The following is a 21,236-nucleotide window of genomic DNA, read 5'->3' on the forward strand; positions in this document are numbered from 1 at the left end:
CCTGACAGCGTCCTGGTTGCAGCCCAAAATGCGCATGCGGATGCCGTCAGAGTGGAGCTGATCCACCAACGGGGAAATACATGGCTCGTGATCAAGCCAATAATCGTTGCTCCCAATGCGCATGCTAGTAAAAAATCTTGTTCCATTTTTCTGGGAAAGTGAAAAAAATCACTTTTTCTTCTCTATTTTCATATTGTTTGAATGATGCGTTGAGAAAGATCATGATTATCACTTCATGCAGAAGTGGCTGCATGGAAAACTTATTTTTCGTTTTTTGGATAGATAAAATTTTCAGAGTAATATTTAAAATTACAGTGAATTAATCTGGAAGCCTGTACGTTATCGTATCCACTCCCGGGGATATGCCTCTCAAAATAGAGAGTCAAGGAAATGAAGTCGCAAAAATGAGGTTTGTGCACGCGCGGGTGTTTTTGGTCGCAAAAGGCCTGTTTTCAGGGGCGGGTATCGCGAATGAGGGCAAAGACATGTTGTTTCAAGGAGTTGTCAATTGACTGTTGCGCGGTCGGGTGGAATCCCCCCTGGGGCGACGTTGTCCGGGGCGAAAGGATGGTTTTCGAAGTTACGGAAATGGCGTGCGCGCAAAGTTTTTTTTACGGGGTAAATCCGTAAAAAATGGAGGAATGGCTTGACTCCCCAAGAGATGCATGGGTAAGGGTGGTAAAAAGTGGTAAAAAGTGGAAAGGGCTGAGGAGACAACATGTTCAGAGGGCATTCACAACGTACGCAAGATCCCAAGGGACGGCTCATGCTGCCCCCTGAATTTCGCGACGAGGTGTTCGCCAATTCCCCGGACGGCAAGCTTGTGCTGACCAACTTCGACGATTGTGTAGCTGCCTACCCCCTGCCAGAATGGGAAATCATTGAACAGAGTTTTTCCAAGTTGAACATGGCTGATCGCAAGGTTCGGGATTTTCACCGCTTTTTCATTTCCGGCGCAGCCGAGGTGACCCTCGACAAGCAGGGACGGATTCTTGTTCCACCACATCTGCGCAATTACGCGGGCTTGCAGAAGGACATCATTCTGGCCGGAGTGGGACGGAAGTTCGAAATTTGGGACCAGGAGCGTTTTGAGGCAGGACGCAACGCCCTGCAGGAGAATGTCGATCAGGTCATGGATGATCTGGCCGAAAAAGGATTTGAACTACGGTTCTGATCGGAGGAGCCATGGACGCATATTCCGATCACATTCCGGTCATGCTCGAAGAGGTCATGCATTGGATCGCGCCGAAACCCGGCGGGTTCTACATGGATGCGACCCTCGGCCTTGCTGGACATGCTGCCCGGTTGATGGAGATTACCGATGGGCAGGCCCTGCTTTTGGGGCTGGACAGGGACGAACAGGCCCTGGCCAAGGCCGGGGAGAGGCTGGCGATGTACGGAGAAAACGTACAGCTGGCCCATACGTCGTTCCAGCATTTTCCCCAGGCCCTGCGGGAGATTGGCTGGGACAGGCTTGACGGCGTGATCGCCGATCTGGGCGTGTCTTCACTGCAACTGGACAGTCCCGAACGGGGCTTTTCCTTCCTGCAGGACGGCCCTCTTGACATGCGCATGGATCCTGGTTCAGGCGGTGAGCCCGCATCGGCCATCGTCAACGGAGCCTCTTTCGAGCGGCTGCGCCAGCTCCTGTGGGATTACGGCGAAGAGCCCATGGCCGGGCGCATCGCGCGGGCTATCGTCAAGATCCGCGAGACGGCCCCGATCGAATCGACCCTTGAGCTGGCCCGCATTGTGGCCGCGGCCTACCCGGCCAAACGGCGCGCATTGTCGCGCAATCATCCCGCGACCAAGACCTTCCAGGCCCTGCGGCTGGAAGTGAATCAGGAGTTGCGGGAAATTGAATTTTTTCTGGAGCGCGTCGTCGATTATTTGCGGCCGGGCGCGCGCATCGCAGTCATCTCCTTTCATTCTTTGGAAGACCGCATCGTGAAGAGGGCTTTTCGCAAGGAAAGTTCCGCTTGCCTGTGTCCTAGGGAGTACCCCGTATGTCAGTGCGGACATACGCAAAAGCTCAGGCTCCCCTTTCGCAAGCCGCTCATTCCCACCGAAGAGGAGATGCGGTCCAACAGCCGGAGCCGCAGCGCCAAGCTGCGCGTGGCGGAGAGGGTTGATGGAGAGGCGCAGTGAGCGAGGGCGGCAAGGGATATTTGAGCATGGGGGTCATGTTCCTGGTGACCATGATTCTCGGATTGGGACTGGTGTGGGTCAATATCGAACGGGTTGATCTGGCTTATGAATTGAAAATTCTCGAACGCGAGTTGCAGGAAAAGCAGGATCAGAATTCGAAACTGCAGGTGGAGCTGCATTATCTGCTCGCTCCGGCGACTCTGCGCGATCGGGCTGAAAAAGCGGGGTTGCAGCCTCCAAGGCGGGATCAGATACGTACCATGCAGCAATAGGCAGGACTGGGCTTAAAAAGTGACAAAAACCGGAAGCAAGCCACCCAAGGACAGAAGCCGCGGCAAGATACTTTTTGCCGGGGTTCTTTTCGCGTTGGCGCTGATGGGGCTTTGGGCACGTGCCTATTACGTGCAGGTGGTCAAGGGGCCCGAGTACGCGAAGATGGCCAATCGCCAGTACTGGGCCTCGGAGACCGTGTCCGGAAAGCGCGGTGAAATTTTTGATCGCAACGGCCTCCTTTTGGCCAAATCGATCGCGACCCCGTCCGTCTATGTCCGCCCCAACGAGATCAAGGACCCCTGGACCGTTTCGCAACGCCTTGGCTCCATTCTGGGAATGAGCCCCAAGGGCCTCGCTTCCAAGATGGGGCCCAAGAAGCGTTTTGTGTGGGTGGCACGCAAGATCAGCGACGCTCAGGCGGAGGCGATCAAGGCCGAGATGCTCCCCGGCGTCTATCTGGAAACCGAGAATTCCCGCCAGTACCCGCAGGGTCACATGGCCGGGCAGCTGCTCGGCTTCGTGAACATGGACGGACACGGCATCGAGGGATTGGAGAAGAGTTTCAACGACCTGCTCCTGCCGTCATCCACCAAGTACACCGTGCAGAAGGATGCGGCCGGCAAAAGGCTGTCATCACTGGAAAGCGGCGACAGAAGTTCTTTCAACGGCCAGGACCTGCGCCTGACCCTCGACAGCCAGGTACAGCTGGCCACCGAAGAGGCGCTGGCGCGCAGCGTGATCCGGGCCAAGGGCAAATCCGGGATGGCGCTGGTGGTCGAGGTGCCCACGGGCGATATTCTGGCCTGGGGGCATTATCCGTTCTTCAATCCCAACGCGGTCAAGAAGATCCGCGGGGAGTGGAAGAACCGCATGGCCGTGGATATTTTCGAGCCGGGCTCGACCATGAAGCCCATCATGGTCGCGGCGGCATTGCAGGAGAAGGTCTGTACTCCGGGCAAGGAGTACTACTGCGAAAACGGGAAGTGGAGCGTCAAGGGGCGTCGCGTCAAGGACACGCACAAGTACGAGAACCTGACCGTAAGCAAGATCATCCGCTATTCGAGCAATATCGGCGCGGCCAAGATCGGGCTTGAGCTCGGCGCCGCCAAGCTGAATCGATATCTGCAGGATCTCGGCTTCGGGCGCCGGACCGGCCTGCCCCTGCCCGGTGAATCGGCGGGGCTGCTCAATCCGGTCAGCCAATGGAAGGATGTCGAGCTGGCCAATATTTCTTTTGGGCAAGGCCTGGCCGTGACCATGCTGCAACTGGCCGATGCGTATCTGTGCATCGCCAACGACGGGGTCCGGCTGCCTTTGCGCCTCATGCACGAGGCCGACAAGCCGGTGCAGGGCACCCGCGTCTTTGACTCGAATGTGGCCAAAATGGTCATGGCCATGATGGAAGAGGTGGTTCAGGAGGACGGCACCGGCACCCAGGCGCGCATCGAAGGCGTGCGGGTCGCGGGCAAGACCGGGACGGCCCAGAAAGCGAGTCCGACCGGTGGTTACGGCGGGGACTATGTCGCGTCGTTCGTGGCCATTTTTCCGGCGGACAAGCCCCGCTATCTGGTCTGTATGATGGTCGATGAGCCAAAGGCGGGGCATTACGGCGGCGTGCTGGTCGCCCCTGAAGTACGCAACATCGGGGTCCAGCTGCTCAACTCTTCGGGCATGCTGGCCGAACCGGTGGATGCGATGCAGATGGCGAAGGTTTCGCCGGACCGATTTTCGGCCCCGGTGAAGCGATCGGAGCACATCAGCGTTGACGGGGAATTCATGCCGGACCTGCAGGGCGCGACAGTGCGCGAAGCGCTTGAGATACTTGTGGCGCGAGGGATCGTGCCTTCGGTCAAGGGCCAGGGCGTTATCATCGAAAAGCAAAAACCGCTCCCCGGCGAGAAGTGGCCGGCGGACAAAAAATGTCAGCTCTGGCTGACTGGGCAACCGGGTTAGGAATGAACCAGATGAACCTTGAGACCGTGCTTGAAATGCTTCGTGGCGGAACCGGGCTGCGCACCCACTCTGGTGCGGTGACGCCTGGCGACGTTTTCGTGGCCCTTTCCGGGACACGGGTCGACGGTGCGCGGTTCATCGACGACGCGGTGGCTCGCGGCGCGCGGGTCGTGGTGCATGGCGAGGGTATAGATGTCGCTCGTCATGAGGGCGTTTTTTGTCTGGCGGTGCAGAGCCCCGCGCAGACTCTCGGAGTGCTGGCCCTTGCGGCGTTCGGAACGCAATCGCACCTGCCGAGGATCATCGGCGTGACCGGAACCAACGGCAAGACGACCACCGCGCATCTGATCCATTTTCTGCTGAGCCGCAACGGCATGGCCACCGGCCTCATCGGCACGGTGCATTGCTCCTGGCCCGGCGTCCAGGTCCCGGCGACAATGACCACGCCGGACTGCCTGAGCCTGCACGAGATTATCGGACGCATGGTCCGTGACGGCGTCGAAAATCTGGTCATGGAAGTTTCCTCCCACGCCCTGGATCAGGAACGCATCGCCGGACTGCCCATGGAAGTGGGCGTGTTCAGCAATCTGACTCAGGACCATCTGGACTACCACGGGGACATGCAGCGCTACTTCGAAGCCAAGGCGCGCCTGTTTCTGGATGGCCCGGCGCGTTGCGCCAAGGGGCTCGTCAATGTCGACGACGAGTATGGGCAGCGTCTGAAAGAGATGCGTCCCGATCTGCTCGGATTCGGACTCGACTCCGAGGACGCCGGACTGCGGTGCCGGATCCTTGCCGCCGGGCCTTGGGGCATGACTCTTGGCCTGAGTCATGACGGGCATGCCTGGGAGCTGCGCACGGGTCTGGTGGGTCGTCACAACGCCTATAACCTGCTCTCGGCCGTGGGTACGGGGCTGCTGCTCGGCCTGACTCCGGCGCAGTGCGATTGCCTGAGCCAGGCTCCGGGCGCTCCCGGCCGCCTGGAACGGGTGCCCAATGAGCGCGGGCTCGATATTTTCATTGATTACGCGCACACCCCCGACGCGCTTGAAAAAGTTTCGGTGGCGCTCAAATCCATGGGTTTCAAGCGCCTGCTCACGGTGTTCGGTTGCGGCGGGGACCGTGACGCGAGCAAGCGTCCGCTCATGGGCGAGGCCGTGGCCCGACACGCCGATGTGGCCGTGGTCACTTCGGACAACCCCCGCACCGAAGACCCGGATTCCATCATCGACCAGATCGAGCCGGGTCTTGCAAAAGCGCGCCGGGTCCTGCGCGAGGCCGACCGGCGCAAGGCCATAGCGCTGGCCCTTGAGACCATGGAACCGGGCGACGCGTTGCTCATCGCGGGCAAGGGCCATGAGGATTATCAGATCATAGGTACTCAAAAGCGTCATTTTTCGGACTTCGAGGTCGTGCGGGAGTGCCTGTCATGAACATGACCTTGCAGCAGATCGCCTCCGCCATGGCCGCGAGCATCGAGCATGACCACGACCAGCCAGTGAGCCGGGTGAGCATCGACAGCCGTGCCGTCCGCCAGGGCGACCTCTTTTTCTGCATCGTCGGGCAGAAGCTCGACGGGCATGAATTCGCGCGGCAGGCGGTGGCGAACGGTGCCTGCGCCGTGGTGGCCAGCGCGCCTCTTGATCTGGATGTTCCGGTGTTGCTGGTACGTGACACGACATCGGCTCTGGGCCGACTGGCTCGGGTCTGGCGGGAAGGAACCCGCGCCAGGGTCATCGGCGTCAGTGGATCGGCGGGCAAGACCACGGTCAAGGAGATGCTGGCGCAGGTGCTGTCTGCGGCCGGGCGCACCGCCAAGAATTTTCGCAATCTGAACAATCAGATCGGCCTGCCCCTGTCCATTCTGGAGATGGACGGAGATGAGGATTTCTGGGTCCTGGAACTTGGCATCAGCCAGCCCGGCGACATGGATGAGCTTGGCTATATCCTGGCCCCTGACGCGGCGCTTCTGGTCAACATCGGCGCCTGCCATCTGGAAGGGCTCGGCAGTCTGTCCGGAGTGGCGGAGCAGAAATCCATTTTGCTCGATCATGTCCGCAAGGGCGGGTTCGCCTGCGTCAATGCAGACTATCCCGAGCTTTTGCAGCAAAGCGCCAGGCGAGATCCGAAGCTGGTGACCTTTTCCGGAGCCGGAGCCCGGGCCGACTATTCGTGTCTGCGGCAGGAGAACGTCGAGGGGTCCATTTCCTACACCGTGCGCGTCAAGGGTGAAGAGCTGCGCTGCAAGGTGTCGCACAACGTGCATATCGCCGAGAACCTGGCCGCGGTCGTGGCCATGGCCATGGAGCTGGGCCTGGGCATGGCGGCCATCGAGTCCTCCCTGGCGGAATACAGCCCGGTGACCCAGCGATTCGCGCAGAGCCGTGTCGGAACGTGGCTTTTCATCGACGACACCTACAACGCCAATCCCGTGTCCATGGCACGCTCCATCCGCGAAGCCGGGCGTCTTGGCGAAGGCAAGCGGCTGGTGCTGGTTCTTGGCGACATGCTCGAACTGGGCGCGGACAGTTCCCGCGCTCATCGTGAACTGGGCGAATTGATCGCGGACACGGGCGCGTCACACTGCTTTTTTCAGGGGAATCACGCACAGGACGTGGAGGCCGGACTCGGCGGATTCACAGGTGTTTTCAAGAAAGTGTCCGGGGCTGAAGAGGTTTTGCAAGCTTTGAGCGCAGTGCGCTGCGAGCAAGGCGTGATGCTCTTCAAGGGGTCGCGGGGATGTAAAATGGAGCAGTATTATTCTGCGCTGGAAAGGAGTTGGGCATGATTTATCATCTGCTGTACCCCCTTAGCGACCAAGTCAGTATGCTAAACGTGTTTCGTTACATCACGTTCAGATCCATCTATGCCATGCTGACTGCGCTTATCCTGTCGATAATCATCGGCCCAATTTTTATCAGATGGTTGCGCAAGCTTAAATTTGGCCAATATATAAAAGAATGCGGTCCGGATCATCAGGCCAAGAGCGGAACTCCGACCATGGGTGGCCTGCTGTTCGGATTCTGCATGCTGTTCAGTGTCTTTTTGTGGAGCGATCTGAGCAACAAGTACATATGGCTGACGGTGATGGTTTTTCTTGGTTTCGGGGCGGTCGGATTTGTCGACGACTACATAAAGGTCGTGCGCAGGCACAACGACGGGCTCTCCCCCAGGATCAAGCTCCTCGGACAGCTGATCGTCAGTGTCGGCGCGGTCTCCTTGCTGGTTTCGTTTCCGGAATATTCGACCAAGCTCATGGTTCCGTTCTTCAAGAATTTCAATCCGGACCTGACCTGGATGTATGTCCCGTTCGGGCTTTTCGTCATGATCGGGGCCTCCAACGGAGTGAACCTGACCGACGGCCTCGACGGTCTGGCCATCGGCCCAGCCGTGGTTTCGGCCGGGTGTTTCGCCCTCTTCGTCTATGTGGCCGGCCATGTGAATCTCGCCAACTACCTGCAGGTTTCCTACATCGCGGGGGTCGGCGAGGTCACGGTGATCTGCGGGGCCATGGTCGGGGCGGGCCTTGGGTTCTTGTGGTTCAACGCCTTCCCGGCCCAAGTCTTCATGGGCGACGTGGGCAGCCTGAGCATCGGGGGCACGCTGGGTTTCATCGCCATCCTGTGCAAGCAGGAACTGCTGCTGGTCATCGTGGGCGGCCTCTTCGTGGTCGAGACCCTGTCGGTGATCCTGCAGGTCGGATATTTCAAGGTCAGCGGTGGGAAGCGGATCTTTCGCATGGCGCCCCTGCACCATCATTTCGAGAAGAAAGGCATTCACGAGTCGAAAATCATCATCCGTTTCTGGATTCTGTCGCTTCTTTTGGCGGTCATGGCTCTGGGAACACTCAAACTGAGGTAGGAAGGGCATGCGCGAATTCATCCATGAAGATCAGCTTCGCGGTCACATCGCGATCGTGCTGGGGGCGGGAGCCTCGGGCATCGCGGCGGCGCGTCTTCTGGTGAAGATGGGCGCGTCCGTGCGCGTGCTGGAGAAGAACGAAGCCTGTGCCGCCAAGGTCCCCGCCGATCTGGGCTTCACGGTCTGCGCGGGCGAGCACGAACCAGAGCATTTCGCGGGCGCCAACCTGATCGTGCTCAGCCCGGGCATTGCCCGCTCGAAAGTCGCGCACCTTCTGCCTGCGGGCGTACAGGTGGTTTCCGAGCTGGAGCTGGCGAGCTGGTTTGTGTCCGAGCCCATCATCGCGGTGACCGGGACTAACGGTAAAACAACGACCACGACCCTCATCAGCCGCATTCTCGAAGTCAACGGCAAGAAGGTCTTCATCGGCGGCAATATCGGCACGCCCCTGTGCGAATACCTGCTGGGAGGCGAGCAGGCCGACATCCTGGTGCTCGAAGTGTCGAGCTTTCAGTTGCAGAACTCCCCGTCCTTTCACCCCCGGGTGGGCGTTCTGCTCAATTTTTCGGCCAACCACCTCGATTACCACGAGACCATGGAAGAGTATCTGAGCGCAAAGCTCTCCATGTTCGCGCACATGGGCGCATCGGACCTGGCCGTGGTGCCGCTGTCCATGAAGGATGAGCTTGAGAGACGAAATTTCACCCAGGGTCGCCGGGTCTATTTTGTGGCCAGTCCCCGTTTTGAATGCCCGGGGCTGCCCGGTCAGCACAACCGGGAAAACATGGAGGCGGCCTATCTGGCGTGCCGCTATTTCGGGCTTTCCGAGGAGGATGTGCAGCGCGGGATCGACGGTTTCGCCACCCTGCCGCATCGCATCGAGGCGGTCGCGGAGCACAAGGGCATAGTTTTTATTGACGATTCCAAGTCCACGACCATCGACTCCATGATTGCGGCGCTCAAAAGCCAGGACCGCCCCGTGCGCCTTTTGGCCGGAGGCGTGTTTAAAGGTGGTGATCTCTGTGCGGTGGTGCCGGTTCTGCGCGAGAAGGTTCGCGGCGTGTATCTGTTCGGGCAGTCGCGGGAAATTTTCGAAGCGGCCTGGAGTGGATGCGGCAAGGAACTCAGTTGGGACGCAACGCTGGAAGAGGCTTTGTTCAGGGCCGCCGCCGACGCCCGCAGCGGAGAATGCGTGCTCCTGTCGCCGGCCACGGCCAGTTTCGACCTCTTCGCCAACTACAAGGAGCGGGGCAAGGCTTTCCAGCGCGCGGTCAGGGAATGGGTGGAGGGCGCATCATGAAGATCACCCAGCGCGAAGCGGCCCGCCAGCTCATGAGCTTTGACGTCATCTTGCTGGGTGCGGTCATCTGTCTGGCTTCTCTCGGGCTGATCATGGTTCTGAGCGCAAGCGGCATCATGGCCGAGAAGGTTTACGGCGACAAGTACGCCCTGTTCTGGAAGCAGGTGCTGTTCATGGTCGCCGGAGGCGTGGTGCTGACGGTCGCGGCCCGCGCGAACATCGAATTTTTTTATCGCCACACCTATCTCTGGATTCTGCTGGCGGCCGGACTTCTGCTGCTGACCGTTTTTTCGCCGCTTGCCACCACCGCCGGCGGTGCAAGCCGCTGGTTGCGGATCGGGCCGTTCTCGGTCCAGCCGCTGGAGGCCGCCAAGATCGCGCTGGTTTTCTACCTGTCCTACTTTTTCGCCAACAAGCAGGACCTGGTCAAAACCTTCAGCGTGGGTTTTCTGCCGCCGATCATGGTGACGGGGAGTCTTTGCTTTCTGCTGCTCCTGCAACCTGATTTCGGCGGCGCGGTGTTTCTGGCGGGCCTGCTTTTCCTGATGTGCCTGGTCGGTGGAACGCGGATAATTTTTCTGGGATCGGCCGTTGTTCTGGCCCTGGTCTCGGCGGCGTTGCTGGTGGTCAATTCCCCATATCGTTTTCGCCGGGTCTTTTCCTTCCTGGACCCGTTCCAGGATGCCCAGAACACGGGATACCAGCTGGTGCAGTCTCTTTACGGGCTGGGTTCGGGCGGATGGTTCGGCCTGGGGCTGGGCGAGGGAAAGCAGAAGCTTTTCTTTCTGCCCGAAGCGCACAACGACTTCATCATGTCCGTGCTCGGTGAAGAACTGGGCTTTGTCGGGGTGTCCCTGATCGTCATCCTGCTCGGTGTGGTTTTGTGGCGGACTCTGGCGATCAGCATCCGTCAGGCAACCATGCATGATCGCATCACCGCCTTCGGCATGGGAGCGATCGTGATCGTCGGCGGAATTTTGAACATGGGCGTGGTCCTTGGCGCCATTCCCCCAAAGGGCGTGCCCATGCCGTTTTTGAGTTATGGCGGCAGCCACCTGCTGACCGGATTTTTTTGCACCGGGGTGCTGCTCAACCTGTCACGCAAGGTCAAGGCATGAAACGTTTGATTCTGACCACAGGCGGCACCGGAGGCCACATTTTCCCGGCACTGGCCGTGGCGGAGTCCGTGCGCGCCACCGTGCCTGACTGCGAGATCCTGTTCGTGGGCTCGGAACGTGGTCCCGAAGGCGAATGGGCGCGCAAGGCCGGACTGTCTTTTGTGGCTCTGCCGGCCCAGGGCGTTCTGGGGCGCGGCATCAAGAGCGCGGCCACGGCCTTGTGGCTGGGGCGCAGCCTGCTCAAGTCCTGGCGGCTTCTGCGTGAGTTCAAGCCCGACGTGGTGCTGGGTCTGGGCGGCTACGCGGGATTTTCCTGCCCCATGGCGGCAAGTCTGATGGGCATTCCTTCGGCCATTCACGAGCAGAACAGCGTGCCCGGAGTGACCAACCGTATTCTGGCACGGCGCGTGGACCGCGTGCTGGTCAGCTTCGCGGACATGGAAGGCCCGATCTTCGGCGGCCCAAAAGCGGTCGTCACCGGCAATCCCGTCCGCGCCGAAATCCGCACCTTGCGTGAAGAGCGGCGCATGCCGGGGCGCAATATTTTGATTGTGGGCGGCAGTCAGGGCGCTTCTGCCCTGAACGGCTTCGTGGTGCGGGAACTCGACAGGCTCAAAGCCCTGGGGCTCGGCATCTGGCATCAGACGGGAAAAGACGAATTCGAGGCCATCCGAGAGGTTTACGCCCAAAAGTATCCCGCCGCGCGTGTGGAGCCGTTCATCAGCGACATGCACGAAGCCTACCGCTTCGCCGATCTGGTGATTTGCCGGGCCGGAGCCACGACCATCGCGGAACTGACGGTGGCGGGGAAGCCGAGCATTCTGGTGCCCTTTCCCTACGCAACCCACGACCACCAGCTAAGGAACGCCCGTTCGCTGGAAAAGGTCGGGGCGGCGCTGGTCATTCAGCAACGCCAGCTGGATGAGTTGAATTTGTCTTCTGTGGTGGGCGATCTTTTTCAAATGCCGGAGAATCTGGCCAGAATGGCCCGGGCGGCCCGCGAAGCCGGCATCCACGATGCCGGGGACAGGGTCGTGGCGCAATTGCAGGATTTGGCGTCGAGCAAAACACGGCGTGACAGACGGTGAACATGAAGTCGAAAATTAGAAAAATACACATGGTAGGCATCGGCGGCGCAGGCATGAGCGGCATTGCCGAGGTGCTGCTGACCCTTGGCTACGAAGTGTCGGGTTCGGACTTGGTCAAGGGGCCGGTGGCGTTGCGCCTTGAGTCTCTCGGGGCAACGATTCATGCCGGTCACGAGAGGAAGAACGTCCGCGATGCCCAGGTCGTGGTCCGCTCCACTGCCGTGCGCGACGACAATCCCGAGCTTGAGGAAGCTCGCGCCCATGGCGTGCCCATCATCCCGCGCGCCGAAATGCTGGCCGAGCTGATGCGCCTCAAGGTCGGCGTGGCGGTGGCCGGGACCCACGGGAAAACCACGACCACGTCGCTCTTGGCCACGATCTTCATGGAAGCCCACCTTGACCCCACGGTCATCATCGGCGGCCGGCTGAACGCCTACGGTTCCAACGCCATGCTTGGCCAGGGACGCTATCTCATCGCCGAAGCCGACGAATCCGACGGGTCGTTTCTGTGTCTTTTGCCGAGAATATCCATCGTCACCAACGTCGATGCGGATCATCTCGATTACTACAAGGACCTGGACGAAATCCGGGACAGCTTTGTCGAATTCATGAACAGCGTGCCGTTTTACGGACTGAACGTGGTCTGCGGTGACGACAAGGGCGTGCAGTCCATTCTGCCCAGGGTTCGTCGTCCGGTCATGACCTACGGATTCGGTGAAGGAAACGATCTGCGGGCCGAAATCATAAGCTGCGAGGCGGGGTCGCGATTCAACGTCTATCGCCACGGGGAATTCTGGGGCGAGGTGTCCCTGACCCATCCCGGCCGTCACAATGTCTTGAATGCCTTGGCCGCCATCGGCGTGGCCATGGAGGCCGAGGTGCCAAAGGCGGACATCATCCACGGTCTTGGAGCCTTTGCCGGAGTCGGGCGCCGTTTTGAACACAAGGGCGAACGGAACGGAGTGCTCGTGGTCGACGACTATGGCCACCATCCGACGGAGATCGCCGCAACCCTCGAAACCGCGCGGCTGTGCTATCCGCACAAGCGCCTGGTTGTGGCCTTCCAGCCACACAGGTTCAGCAGGACGCAGGCCCTGTTCGGCGATTTTTCCAAGGTGTTCGCGGGGGTTGATCAATTGCTGTTGACGGAGATCTATCCGGCCAGCGAATCCCCAATCCCTGGGGTCAGCGGGCAGAGTCTGGCTCAGGCCATCCGACAGGTGACCAGCACTCCGGTGCGATTTTTCGAGGATTTCGGCGCCATGCAGTCTGCCCTTGGCGAGATTCTGCACGAAGGCGATCTGTTTTTGACGCTGGGCGCGGGCAGCATCTGGACCGTCGGCCAGGGATATCTGGATGAAGGGGCGGGGAATCCGTGAGCACGGCGGTTCTGGGCAAGAAGATTCGCCGGAACGTACCCCGGCGCAAGGAACGCAGGCAGCCTGTGGACAAGGGCGCGGTGCTTGGCGGACTCCTTCTTGGCCTGGGACGCACGGTTTTCGTTCTGACACGCTGGACTTTGGGCGTTGCCGCAGTGGTAGTTGTCAGCTTCGGGATTCTGTTCGCCTACAGATGGGTCACGGCTCATGAGTTTTTTGCCCTCGTCAATCTGCGGATCGAAGGCTCTCAGCGGCTCGGGCGTGAGGAGATCGCGGAGATGGGCGGGGTCAGCACGGGTTCGAATGTATTGAGCATCAATATCGCGGAGGTGCAGCGCCGCATCGCCGCCAGCGAATGGGTGGAAAGCGTGGCCGTGACCCGGGTTCTGCCCGACGGCCTGATCATCGAGGTGAAGGAGCGGGAACCCGCCTTCCTGACGCGCCGCGACGAGCAGCTCTACTACGCGGACATCAACGGGCAGACCATAGCGCCCGTGAGCGTGGACAAGTTCATATCGCTCCCGATTCTGGAGACGGAAGAGGGCGTGCAGGTCGGAAGCGGAATCAGGACGCTGCTGGACGAGGTCGCAAGGAACTCTCTGCCTTTCGGCATGAGTCAGATAGCCTGGCTGCGGCAGGACAGCGCGGATCAGTTCAGCATATTTTTGGAAAAGCCGCGGGTGCTCGTGCAACTGGATGGCGCGGATCTGGATTCCGCGCTGGCAAGCCTGACCAAGGTCTGGGCTGATTTGGGGCGCCGGGGCGAACTTGATCGCACCGAATTCATGTTTGTCATGCCCGGTCGGGCATGGATCAGGCTACATGCCGATCAAACACTCTAGGGAACGCATGCCGGCCAGAGCCGGGAGATGAGGGGAAGTATGGCCAAGTCTGAATTGATCGTCGGTCTGGACATCGGAACGACCAAGATATGTACCGTCGTGGGCGAGGTGGGTACGGATTCGCTGGTGGATATCATCGGCATCGGGACCAGCCCTTCCACCGGCTTGCGCAAGGGCGTGGTCGTCAACATCGAACAGACCGTGCAGTCCATCAAGAAAGCCCTCGAAGAAGCCGAGCTCATGGCCGGTTGCGAGATCAGGGCCGTTTACGCAGGGATCGCGGGCAGCCACATCAAGGGCTTCAACAGCCATGGCGTGATCGCCGTCAAGGGCGGCGAAGTGACCGCCCGCGACATCGAGCGGGTCATCGACGCGGCCAAGGCCGTGGCCATCCCGCTCGATAGGGAAGTCATCCATATTTTGCCCCAGGAGTACATCGTCGACGACCAGACCGGCATCGCCGATCCTCTGGGCATGGCCGGGGTGCGCCTTGAGGTGAAGGTGCACATCGTCACCGGAGCGGTGACCAGCGCCCAGAACATCGTCAAGAGCTGTCACAAGTCGGGGCTCGACGTCGAAGACATCGTGCTTGAGGCCTTCGCCTCGTCCAAGGCCGTACTGACCGACGAGGAGCGCGAGATCGGCGTCGCGCTCGTGGATATCGGAGGCGGCACCTCGGATATCGCGATTTTTCACGGCAACTCCATCAAGCACACCGGGGTCATCGCCCTTGGCGGGACCAACCTGACCAATGACATCGCCTTTGGCCTGCGCACGCCGACCCAGGCCGCCGAAAAGATCAAGATCAAGTACGGCTGCGCACTGGCGGAGCTGGTCAAGAAGGATGAGATTATCGAAGTGCCGAGCGTCGGCGGCCGGGAGCCGCGCAAGCTGACCAGGCAGGTCCTGGCGGAGATCTGCGAGCCGCGCATGGAGGAATTGCTCGCATTGGTGGACCAGGAGCTGATCCGCTCCGGGTACAAGAAACTTATAGGCGCGGGCGTGGTGCTGACTGGCGGCGCGTCGCGCATCGAAGGGATTCAGGAATTGGCGGAGCAGGTATTCAACCTGCCGACCAGGACGGGTTCGCCTGCCGGAGTGGGCGGACTCAAGGATGTGGTGGACAGTCCTACCTATGCCACGGCGGTGGGACTGCTTCTCTATGGCGCGGAAAAACATGGGCGGGACAGCAAGATCCGCATCCGCGACAAGAACATCTTTCACTCCATCCTGGCGCGGATGAAGAAATGGTTCGTGGACATAAGCTGAAGGGTTTCAGGGAAAAAACGGAGAACGGGAACAACGAAAAACGTGGGGGAATTATGGATTTCCTGGAAATTGAACGCGAAGACAATGCTTTGATCAAAGTGATCGGAGTGGGTGGCGGAGGCGGTAATGCGGTGAACAACATGATCAAGGCCGCCATGCAGGGCGTGACCTTCATCGCCGCCAACACGGACATGCAGGCTCTGAAGCATTCCCAGGCCGAGTACAAGATTCAGCTCGGAGACAAGCTGACCAAAGGCCTTGGCGCTGGCGCGAATCCGGATATGGGTAGGGACGCGGCGCTTGAGAGCCAGGCCCAGATCAGGGATATCCTGGGCGACTGCGACATGGTTTTCGTCACTGCCGGCATGGGCGGCGGCACGGGTACGGGAGCCGCTCCGGTCATCGCGCAGGTGGCCAAGGACATGGGCGCGCTGACCGTGGCCGTTGTCACCAAGCCTTTCTTTTTTGAAGGCAAGCGTCGGCAGCAGCAGGCCGAACGCGGGATCAAGGAGCTGCGCGAGATCGTCGACAGCATCATCACCATCCCCAACGACCGCCTGCTGACCCTGGCATCCAAGAAGGCCTCCTTCGTGGACATGCTGGGCAAGGCCGACGAAGTCCTTTTCCATGCCGTGAAGGGCATCTCGGACCTGATCATGGTCCCCGGTCTCATCAACCTCGACTTTGCCGACGTGAAAGCGGTCATGGAAGAGATGGGTCTGGCCATGATGGGTACGGGCATCGCTTCCGGCGATGGCAGAGCCCGCGAGGCGGCCCTGAAGGCCATCACCAGCCCGCTCCTTGAGGACGTGACCATCGACGGCGCTCGCGGCGTGCTCATGAACATCACCTGCGGCCCGGACCTGACCATCGAAGAAGTCAGCGAAGCCGCCAGCATCGTGCACGAAGCCGCTCACGAGGATGCCAAGATATACTTCGGCACGGTCTTCGACATGGATTGCGTGGATGAAATGCGCATCACCGTCATCGCCACCGGCATTCAGGACGGAAACGCACCCCTGGAAAAGGGAACCAAGGTCACGCCTTTCGCCGCGAATCCGGCTGCGAGCCGCCTCGGGGCCGAAAGCGAAGGCTCCTTCATCCGTCCGCGCACCCGCAAAATCACGGTCAACGAGAGCGCCGATCTCAGCGTTCCGGCCTATATTCGGGCCAAGACCCAGCCGGGCGCGGAAGAAAAGCGGCATGAAGTTCGCAAATGCGTCAACGGCGGCGATGACGCCGAGTTCCTGTTCGAAGAGGAGGAATTTGAAATTCCGTCATTCATCAGAATGCAGGCAGACTAGCATTACAAGTCTCCCCGACTTGTCACCCCGTCCGTGGAGGGAACTGTGTCCGAGCTCTATCTAGGCCGAACCGCCCCTCGACTGAAGGATTGGGGAGGCCGGCTGCCTGTTGCTCTGGTATTTCCAGAGGCAGCGCGGCACGGACTCTCCACTCTGGGTTGGCAGGTTGTCTACCGGCTGCTCGCAGGTCGCGAGGAGTTGGCCGTTGAGCGTTTTTTCTGGGACCCTACTTCTCCGAGGCCCAGGTCCGTTGACTCCGGACGCGACCTGGGCCTCTTCCCCCTTGTTCTGTTTAGCCTCAATTTCGAAGGTGATTTTCCAACGGCCATACGGCTTCTGCAGGATGCGGACATTCCGGTCAGAGCCGAAGAGCGTCAGTCCTGGCCAATGATCCTGGCCGGCGGGCCTCTGGCGTTTCTCAACCCGTTTCCGATCTTGCCGGCGCTGGACGGAATCTTTGTCGGCGAGGCCGAAGCCGGGCTCTCCGCCGTCATGGACAAGATAGCCAACGCCTGGAACAGCGGCGGAGACAAGGCCGCTGTACTGGAGGATATCGCCGGGCTGCCCGGAATGCTGATTCCCGGCAAAAGCATCGAGCCCGTGCGCAGACTTGTCGATATGTCCGGATCCAGGACTCTGCACGATCCTGCCTATTCCTGCTTTGTCAGTTCCGAGGCCCAGTTTCGTGACATGCTGCTTTTGGAAGTCAACCGGGGATGTCCCTACGGTTGCCGCTTTTGCGCGGCAGGCAGCATCTACAAGCCGCCCCGCCACGCCGAGCTGGAGACGCTGCAAGAGATCGTCACGCGCTGCGCTCCGCAAAAAGTGGGTCTTGTGGGCACGGCACTGACCGACTGGCCGGACCTGTTGCCATTTTTGCGCTGGCTGCAGGAGCGCAAGATAAAATTTTCGCTGTCGTCCCTTCGTGCCGACGGCCTGACCGACGAGTTGCTCGAATTTCTTCGCCATACAGGCACTCGTTCCGTGACCCTGGCCCTGGAGGGCGCGAGTCGCCGCCTGCGCCAGGCCATGAACAAGCATTTTTCGGAAGAGGCCTTTCTGGACGCCGTGACGCGCATCAGCCGATTGCAGTTCAACACCTTGAAACTGTACATGATCACGGGCTGGCCGGACGAAAGCGAAGCGGACTGGGCCGAATTCGAGTCCTTTCTGGGCAGCATCGAAGAGGCCAGGAAGATGGGGCAGGGCAACCGCAAGAAGGGGGTGGAGCTTGTCTCCCTGTCGGTCAGCTGCCTTGTGCCCAAGGCCTGGACTCCCCTGCAATGGGCGGACATCCCGGAAGAGGACTGGTTCAAGAAGGCCATGAAGCGCTTCAAGGGCGCTGTCGGACGCTTCAAGGGCATGCGTTTCGCGGGAGAGAACCCCGGTCAGGCCCGGATACAGATGTTTCTGGCCAGGGGCGGGGAAGAAATTTTTCCCTGTCTGGAACGGGCGGCCGAAATAGGACTTGCCGAAGCCGTGAAGGAATTCGACGAGATGGTGCGGCAGGTTTTGCATCGACCGCTTGACCGGGAAAGCGTGTTTCCCTGGGAACGTCTGGATGTAGGGGTTTCAAGGAAATTTCTGTATTCGGAGTGGACCAAATATAAGCACGGAATGATCACGCCTCCATGCCCCGAGTCCGGTTGCCGTGAGTGCGGGGTCTGCGGGATGGACCGCTTCCTGTCATTGCCGCACGGGAGTTAGGGCCAGACAGTGATCCTTGTAGAAAAAGCAGTTCCGCCCGTTGCGTTTGGCTTGGTAGAGGGCCTGGTCCGCTGAAAAGAGTCCCGAATCGATGTGCAGGTCGGTTTGCGGGCTGAATGTCGAAATGCCCAGACTCACCGTGATTCTGTCCGAAAGCGGTGAGCCCGGATAGGGGATGTTGGCCAGGAAAAGGGCCTGCTGAATTTTTTGAGCCACCCGCTCCGCCCCGCTGCGGTTGGTGCTGGGCAATACCACCACGAATTCTTCCCCGCCATATCTGGCCACGAAATCCTCCGGTCGCTTGAGCGTGACGTTCAAGGTTTGCGCGACGCTGCGCAAGGCCATGTCGCCTGCCTGATGACCGAAGCGATCGTTGAATCCCTTGAAATAATCAATGTCGATCATGAGCACCGAGATCTGGTGGTTGCTGCGTTTGCAGCGGCTTTTCTCGGCTACGAGCACTTCCTGGAATTTGCGTCTGTTGGGTACGCCCGTCAGCGGGTCCTGCATGACCAGGTTTTCGAGCATCTCCTTGCGGATGCGCGTGGTCTGCAGGCGGGCAAAAAAAAGCGAAGAGAACAGGAATGTGGACACCAGGAGCAGCGCGTAGCCGGCCTTGGCCCACGAAGTCATCCACCAGGGCGGAGAGATGTTGACGCTTATGGACTCGGTGATAGGACTGTTGAAGCCGTCCTTGAGCTTGAACACGTAGCGCCCAGGTTGCAGATGCGCGTAGCTGACCGACGACTGCCCGCCTGAGTCGGTCCAGGCGGAATCCACGCCTTCGAGTTTGTAGACAAACCTGGGTGTGCTGAGGGGGCTGATTTCAGGGATGGCGAAGGAAAAAGTCAGAAAGTTCTGGAGATGGTCAAGTTCAAGAGCTTTGGGCATCCGTCCCAACGGGGTGGGGGGCACCTTGCGCTCGAAAATGCGCACATCGGATATTTTGGGCTGCGTGGGGGGGCTGGAGATGAGTTTTTGCGGATCAATGAGCAGTAATCCGTCGGAATGTCCGTAGACGAGCATCTGGCCAAGGATAACGGGAGCCGCAGTGATGCTGGAAGCAGGATGCCCCGCGCCGGTGGCCATCTCCTGCGCCTGGTTTGATCCGGCCGGGAGATGATGGATTTTTGATTGGGTATGCATCCAGATGCCGTGCCCGTTGTCGTCCCAGAGCGACAGCACGCTTGGAATGGGCGCATTTTCAATCGTGCGCACGGGTGTGACCAGCCCTGATTTCAGGTCGTAGCGGAGCAACTGGCTCGTCGTCCCTATGAGCAGTTCTTCGGGGCCGGTCTTGAGCATGCATTTGACGTTTTGCGTCTTCCCCTCTTTTGCCGGTTCCGGCAGGGAATACTGGATGGTATGCCCGGAGCGGGTATCGATCCTGTGGATCGAGCTCAAATGCCCGACCCAGAGTTCAGCACCGGATTGCATGAGAAACGACCCTCCCGGCTGCGGGGAGAAGGACATCTCTTTGCGAACGCCTGGGTCGCCGGGGCTCCAGGAGTACAGCTCGGCAGTGTTGGAGACCCATACTCTTCCGTCGTTCATGGGTACGATGTGGTGGATGTAACTGTTCGGCAGCGAAGGATCGACGTCGTCGAAAACGAGCTGCGTAAGTTCCATTCTGCCGTCGGAGGTGATGCGCAGAAGAGTGTTCTGAGTGCCGCAGAGAAGGGAATTGTCGGAAGCCCAGGCAAGTGAACGGATTCTCGGCGTGTCGAGAAACGGTTCGATTTCAATACTGGTCGACAGGGAGAGTTGGTCCGGATCCAGCGGCAAGGAACGATACAGTCCGCCGTCCTTGAGCGCGACATAGATGCGGGAGTCCACAGGGCTCACCGTGCAGATGGCATTGGCATTGCGCAATGGCTCGCGTTGTCCCCTGATCCTGAGTTCGAGCAATTTGGCGCCGGGATAGGCCGGCCGGTGCAGCACCCCATGATTGTATGTCCCGATCCAAAGCGTCCCGGCCTTTGTTTCATTGATGCTTGCGATGTAGAGCGGTGTCTTGCCGCGTGAATCGGTTATGCGGAAGGGGTGGTAAAAGATTCTGCCCTGGCGGAAGGCGTGTCGAAACAGGCCTCGGGCGGTGGAAATCCAGACATCGCCGCTGCTGTCGGTGTAGAGATCGAGAATGCGCTCTTCAGTAATTTTGTTCACCGGAACGAGTTCCTGCTTGGAGGCGTGTGCCGGGAGGATCCACAAACCTTTGCCTGCGACGCCGACCCAGAGGTTGCCCGCGCCGTCAAAGGTGAGTTTTTTGGCCGAGTAGGGTGCGCCAGAAGGCAGAGGGATGGCCGTGGCCGGTCCTCTGGTGCCTGTCAACCGAAGCACGCCCTGGCCTGTGCCCAGCCACATGTCCCGCTGGGCATTTTCGGCGATATCGAAAACCGTCCAGGCCTTTTCCGGGTTCGGCGGAACAATCTCGACGCTCTCGAATTTATCGAAGGACGGCTCGTAACGATGCAGTCCCCCATTGCCGGTTCCTGCCCAGAGGAAGCCCTTCTGATCTTTGTGGAGGACGAAGACGGTCTCGGTGGAGAGTCCGGCTGGAGTTTCGCTTGTCGTGTACCAGCGGGGAGTTTTTGTCGCCAGGGAGTAGGCCAGCACGCCTGAATTGGTGCCCACCCACAGGATGTCATTGTCGTCTATGCGCATGTCTCGAACGTTCTTTCCCTGCAAGACATCATCAAGCACGGGACGGATCGACCGGCCGTCATACACGTGCAGCCCCCGGATGGAAGCCAGCCAGATGTAGCCCTGGGAATCCTGGGCGGTGGCGATGACGCTGTTGTGGCTGTTGCGTTCCAGGGAAATGTCCAACTTGCTGACATCAAGGGGGATGTCCTGGATGGCAAGGGCTTGTTGCGGAAGGAACAACAATATGAGTATAAAAATCAGGGTTCGCATGGAGTGCTTGATGTTTTGTAATACATCCTTCAAGTAGTACTTGGCGTTGGGTACTTACGGTTCAACAGGTGCGTGGCA

General features: G+C 59.8%; 16 protein-coding genes. 15 read left to right on the plus strand and 1 reads right to left on the minus strand.

All coding sequences use genetic code 11. From position 1 onward, the window contains the following. Window positions 1-718 precede the first annotated feature (718 nt). From mraZ to BMZ24_RS15850, 15 genes are read left to right on the plus strand one after another with little or no spacing between them, the layout of a single operon-like run. Window positions 719-1,174 (plus strand): division/cell wall cluster transcriptional repressor MraZ, encoded by a 456-nt coding sequence (mraZ, locus tag BMZ24_RS15780; RefSeq protein WP_092193724.1) that lies wholly within the window; start codon window positions 719-721, stop codon window positions 1,172-1,174. A gap of 11 nt (window positions 1,175-1,185) precedes the next feature. Further along, complete coding sequence (gene rsmH, locus BMZ24_RS15785; protein WP_092193725.1) at window positions 1,186-2,148, plus strand: 16S rRNA (cytosine(1402)-N(4))-methyltransferase RsmH; 963 nt, start codon at window positions 1,186-1,188, stop codon at window positions 2,146-2,148. Next, window positions 2,145-2,420, plus strand: coding sequence for an FtsB/FtsL family cell division protein (locus BMZ24_RS15790; protein WP_244150389.1), 276 nt, complete (start codon window positions 2,145-2,147; stop codon window positions 2,418-2,420). Before rsmH ends, BMZ24_RS15790 begins: the two co-directional genes overlap by 4 nt. Before the next feature lie 19 nt (window positions 2,421-2,439). Next, on the plus strand, window positions 2,440-4,374 hold the full coding sequence (locus BMZ24_RS15795) for a penicillin-binding transpeptidase domain-containing protein (protein ID WP_092193726.1): 1,935 nt from the start codon (window positions 2,440-2,442) through the stop codon (window positions 4,372-4,374). 2 nt (window positions 4,375-4,376) lie between these two features. Continuing rightward, on the plus strand, window positions 4,377-5,807 hold the full coding sequence (locus tag BMZ24_RS15800) for a UDP-N-acetylmuramoyl-L-alanyl-D-glutamate--2,6-diaminopimelate ligase (RefSeq protein ID WP_092193727.1): 1,431 nt from the start codon (window positions 4,377-4,379) through the stop codon (window positions 5,805-5,807). Beyond that, entirely contained in the window at window positions 5,804-7,162 is a 1,359-nt protein-coding gene (locus BMZ24_RS15805; protein ID WP_092193728.1) for a UDP-N-acetylmuramoyl-tripeptide--D-alanyl-D-alanine ligase, read from the plus strand. The genes BMZ24_RS15800 and BMZ24_RS15805 overlap by 4 nt, the downstream gene beginning before the upstream one ends. Next, the gene (mraY, locus tag BMZ24_RS15810) at window positions 7,159-8,235 is read left to right on the plus strand and encodes a phospho-N-acetylmuramoyl-pentapeptide-transferase (protein ID WP_092193729.1); all 1,077 of its coding nucleotides are present in this window, start codon (window positions 7,159-7,161) and stop codon (window positions 8,233-8,235) included. The genes BMZ24_RS15805 and mraY overlap by 4 nt, the downstream gene beginning before the upstream one ends. Before the next feature lie 7 nt (window positions 8,236-8,242). Beyond that, the gene (murD, locus tag BMZ24_RS15815) at window positions 8,243-9,535 is read left to right on the plus strand and encodes a UDP-N-acetylmuramoyl-L-alanine--D-glutamate ligase (RefSeq protein ID WP_092193730.1); all 1,293 of its coding nucleotides are present in this window, start codon (window positions 8,243-8,245) and stop codon (window positions 9,533-9,535) included. After that, the gene (gene ftsW / locus BMZ24_RS15820; protein WP_092193820.1) at window positions 9,532-10,653 is read left to right on the plus strand and encodes a putative lipid II flippase FtsW; all 1,122 of its coding nucleotides are present in this window, start codon (window positions 9,532-9,534) and stop codon (window positions 10,651-10,653) included. The genes murD and ftsW overlap by 4 nt, the downstream gene beginning before the upstream one ends. Continuing rightward, window positions 10,650-11,741: an undecaprenyldiphospho-muramoylpentapeptide beta-N-acetylglucosaminyltransferase gene (gene murG / locus BMZ24_RS15825; protein WP_092193731.1), complete on the plus strand. Its 1,092-nt coding sequence runs from the start codon at window positions 10,650-10,652 to the stop codon at window positions 11,739-11,741. The genes ftsW and murG overlap by 4 nt, the downstream gene beginning before the upstream one ends. A gap of 2 nt (window positions 11,742-11,743) precedes the next feature. Then, complete coding sequence (gene murC / locus BMZ24_RS15830; RefSeq protein WP_092193821.1) at window positions 11,744-13,120, plus strand: UDP-N-acetylmuramate--L-alanine ligase; 1,377 nt, start codon at window positions 11,744-11,746, stop codon at window positions 13,118-13,120. Beyond that, window positions 13,117-13,962, plus strand: a complete 846-nt coding sequence (locus BMZ24_RS15835) for a cell division protein FtsQ/DivIB (protein WP_092193732.1) — start codon at window positions 13,117-13,119, stop codon at window positions 13,960-13,962. The genes murC and BMZ24_RS15835 overlap by 4 nt, the downstream gene beginning before the upstream one ends. Window positions 13,963-14,001: 39 nt before the next feature. Then, a complete protein-coding gene (gene ftsA / locus BMZ24_RS15840; protein WP_015774769.1) occupies window positions 14,002-15,231 on the plus strand; it encodes a cell division protein FtsA in 1,230 nt (409 codons plus the stop codon). A gap of 53 nt (window positions 15,232-15,284) precedes the next feature. Next, window positions 15,285-16,535, plus strand: coding sequence for a cell division protein FtsZ (ftsZ, locus tag BMZ24_RS15845; protein ID WP_092193822.1), 1,251 nt, complete (start codon window positions 15,285-15,287; stop codon window positions 16,533-16,535). A 45-nt stretch (window positions 16,536-16,580) separates the two neighbouring features. Further along, window positions 16,581-18,242, plus strand: a complete 1,662-nt coding sequence (locus BMZ24_RS15850; RefSeq protein ID WP_244150390.1) for a radical SAM protein — start codon at window positions 16,581-16,583, stop codon at window positions 18,240-18,242. On the opposite strand, the gene BMZ24_RS15855 is transcribed toward BMZ24_RS15850, so the two are convergent. Next, window positions 18,222-21,158, minus strand: coding sequence for a ligand-binding sensor domain-containing diguanylate cyclase (locus BMZ24_RS15855; protein ID WP_092193733.1), 2,937 nt, complete (start codon window positions 21,156-21,158; stop codon window positions 18,222-18,224). The two genes, BMZ24_RS15850 and BMZ24_RS15855, sit on opposite strands and share 21 nt — an antisense overlap. Between the last annotated feature and the right edge of the window lie 78 nt (window positions 21,159-21,236).

The organism is Desulfomicrobium norvegicum (assembly GCF_900114595.1).
GTDB lineage: Bacteria > Desulfobacterota > Desulfovibrionia > Desulfovibrionales > Desulfomicrobiaceae > Desulfomicrobium > Desulfomicrobium macestii.

Coding starts and splice junctions, on each gene's coding strand:
- BMZ24_RS15855 (WP_092193733.1), bottom strand. CDS start 21,158: ATGCGAACCCTGATTTTTATACTCATATTGTTGTTCCTTCCGCAACAA.
- ftsW (WP_092193820.1), top strand. CDS start 9,532: ATGAAGATCACCCAGCGCGAAGCGGCCCGCCAGCTCATGAGCTTTGAC.
- ftsZ (WP_092193822.1), top strand. CDS start 15,285: ATGGATTTCCTGGAAATTGAACGCGAAGACAATGCTTTGATCAAAGTG.
- rsmH (WP_092193725.1), top strand. CDS start 1,186: ATGGACGCATATTCCGATCACATTCCGGTCATGCTCGAAGAGGTCATG.
- murG (WP_092193731.1), top strand. CDS start 10,650: ATGAAACGTTTGATTCTGACCACAGGCGGCACCGGAGGCCACATTTTC.
- mraZ (WP_092193724.1), top strand. CDS start 719: ATGTTCAGAGGGCATTCACAACGTACGCAAGATCCCAAGGGACGGCTC.
- mraY (WP_092193729.1), top strand. CDS start 7,159: ATGATTTATCATCTGCTGTACCCCCTTAGCGACCAAGTCAGTATGCTA.
- ftsA (WP_015774769.1), top strand. CDS start 14,002: ATGGCCAAGTCTGAATTGATCGTCGGTCTGGACATCGGAACGACCAAG.
- murC (WP_092193821.1), top strand. CDS start 11,744: ATGAAGTCGAAAATTAGAAAAATACACATGGTAGGCATCGGCGGCGCA.
- murD (WP_092193730.1), top strand. CDS start 8,243: ATGCGCGAATTCATCCATGAAGATCAGCTTCGCGGTCACATCGCGATC.
- BMZ24_RS15800 (WP_092193727.1), top strand. CDS start 4,377: ATGAACCAGATGAACCTTGAGACCGTGCTTGAAATGCTTCGTGGCGGA.
- BMZ24_RS15805 (WP_092193728.1), top strand. CDS start 5,804: ATGAACATGACCTTGCAGCAGATCGCCTCCGCCATGGCCGCGAGCATC.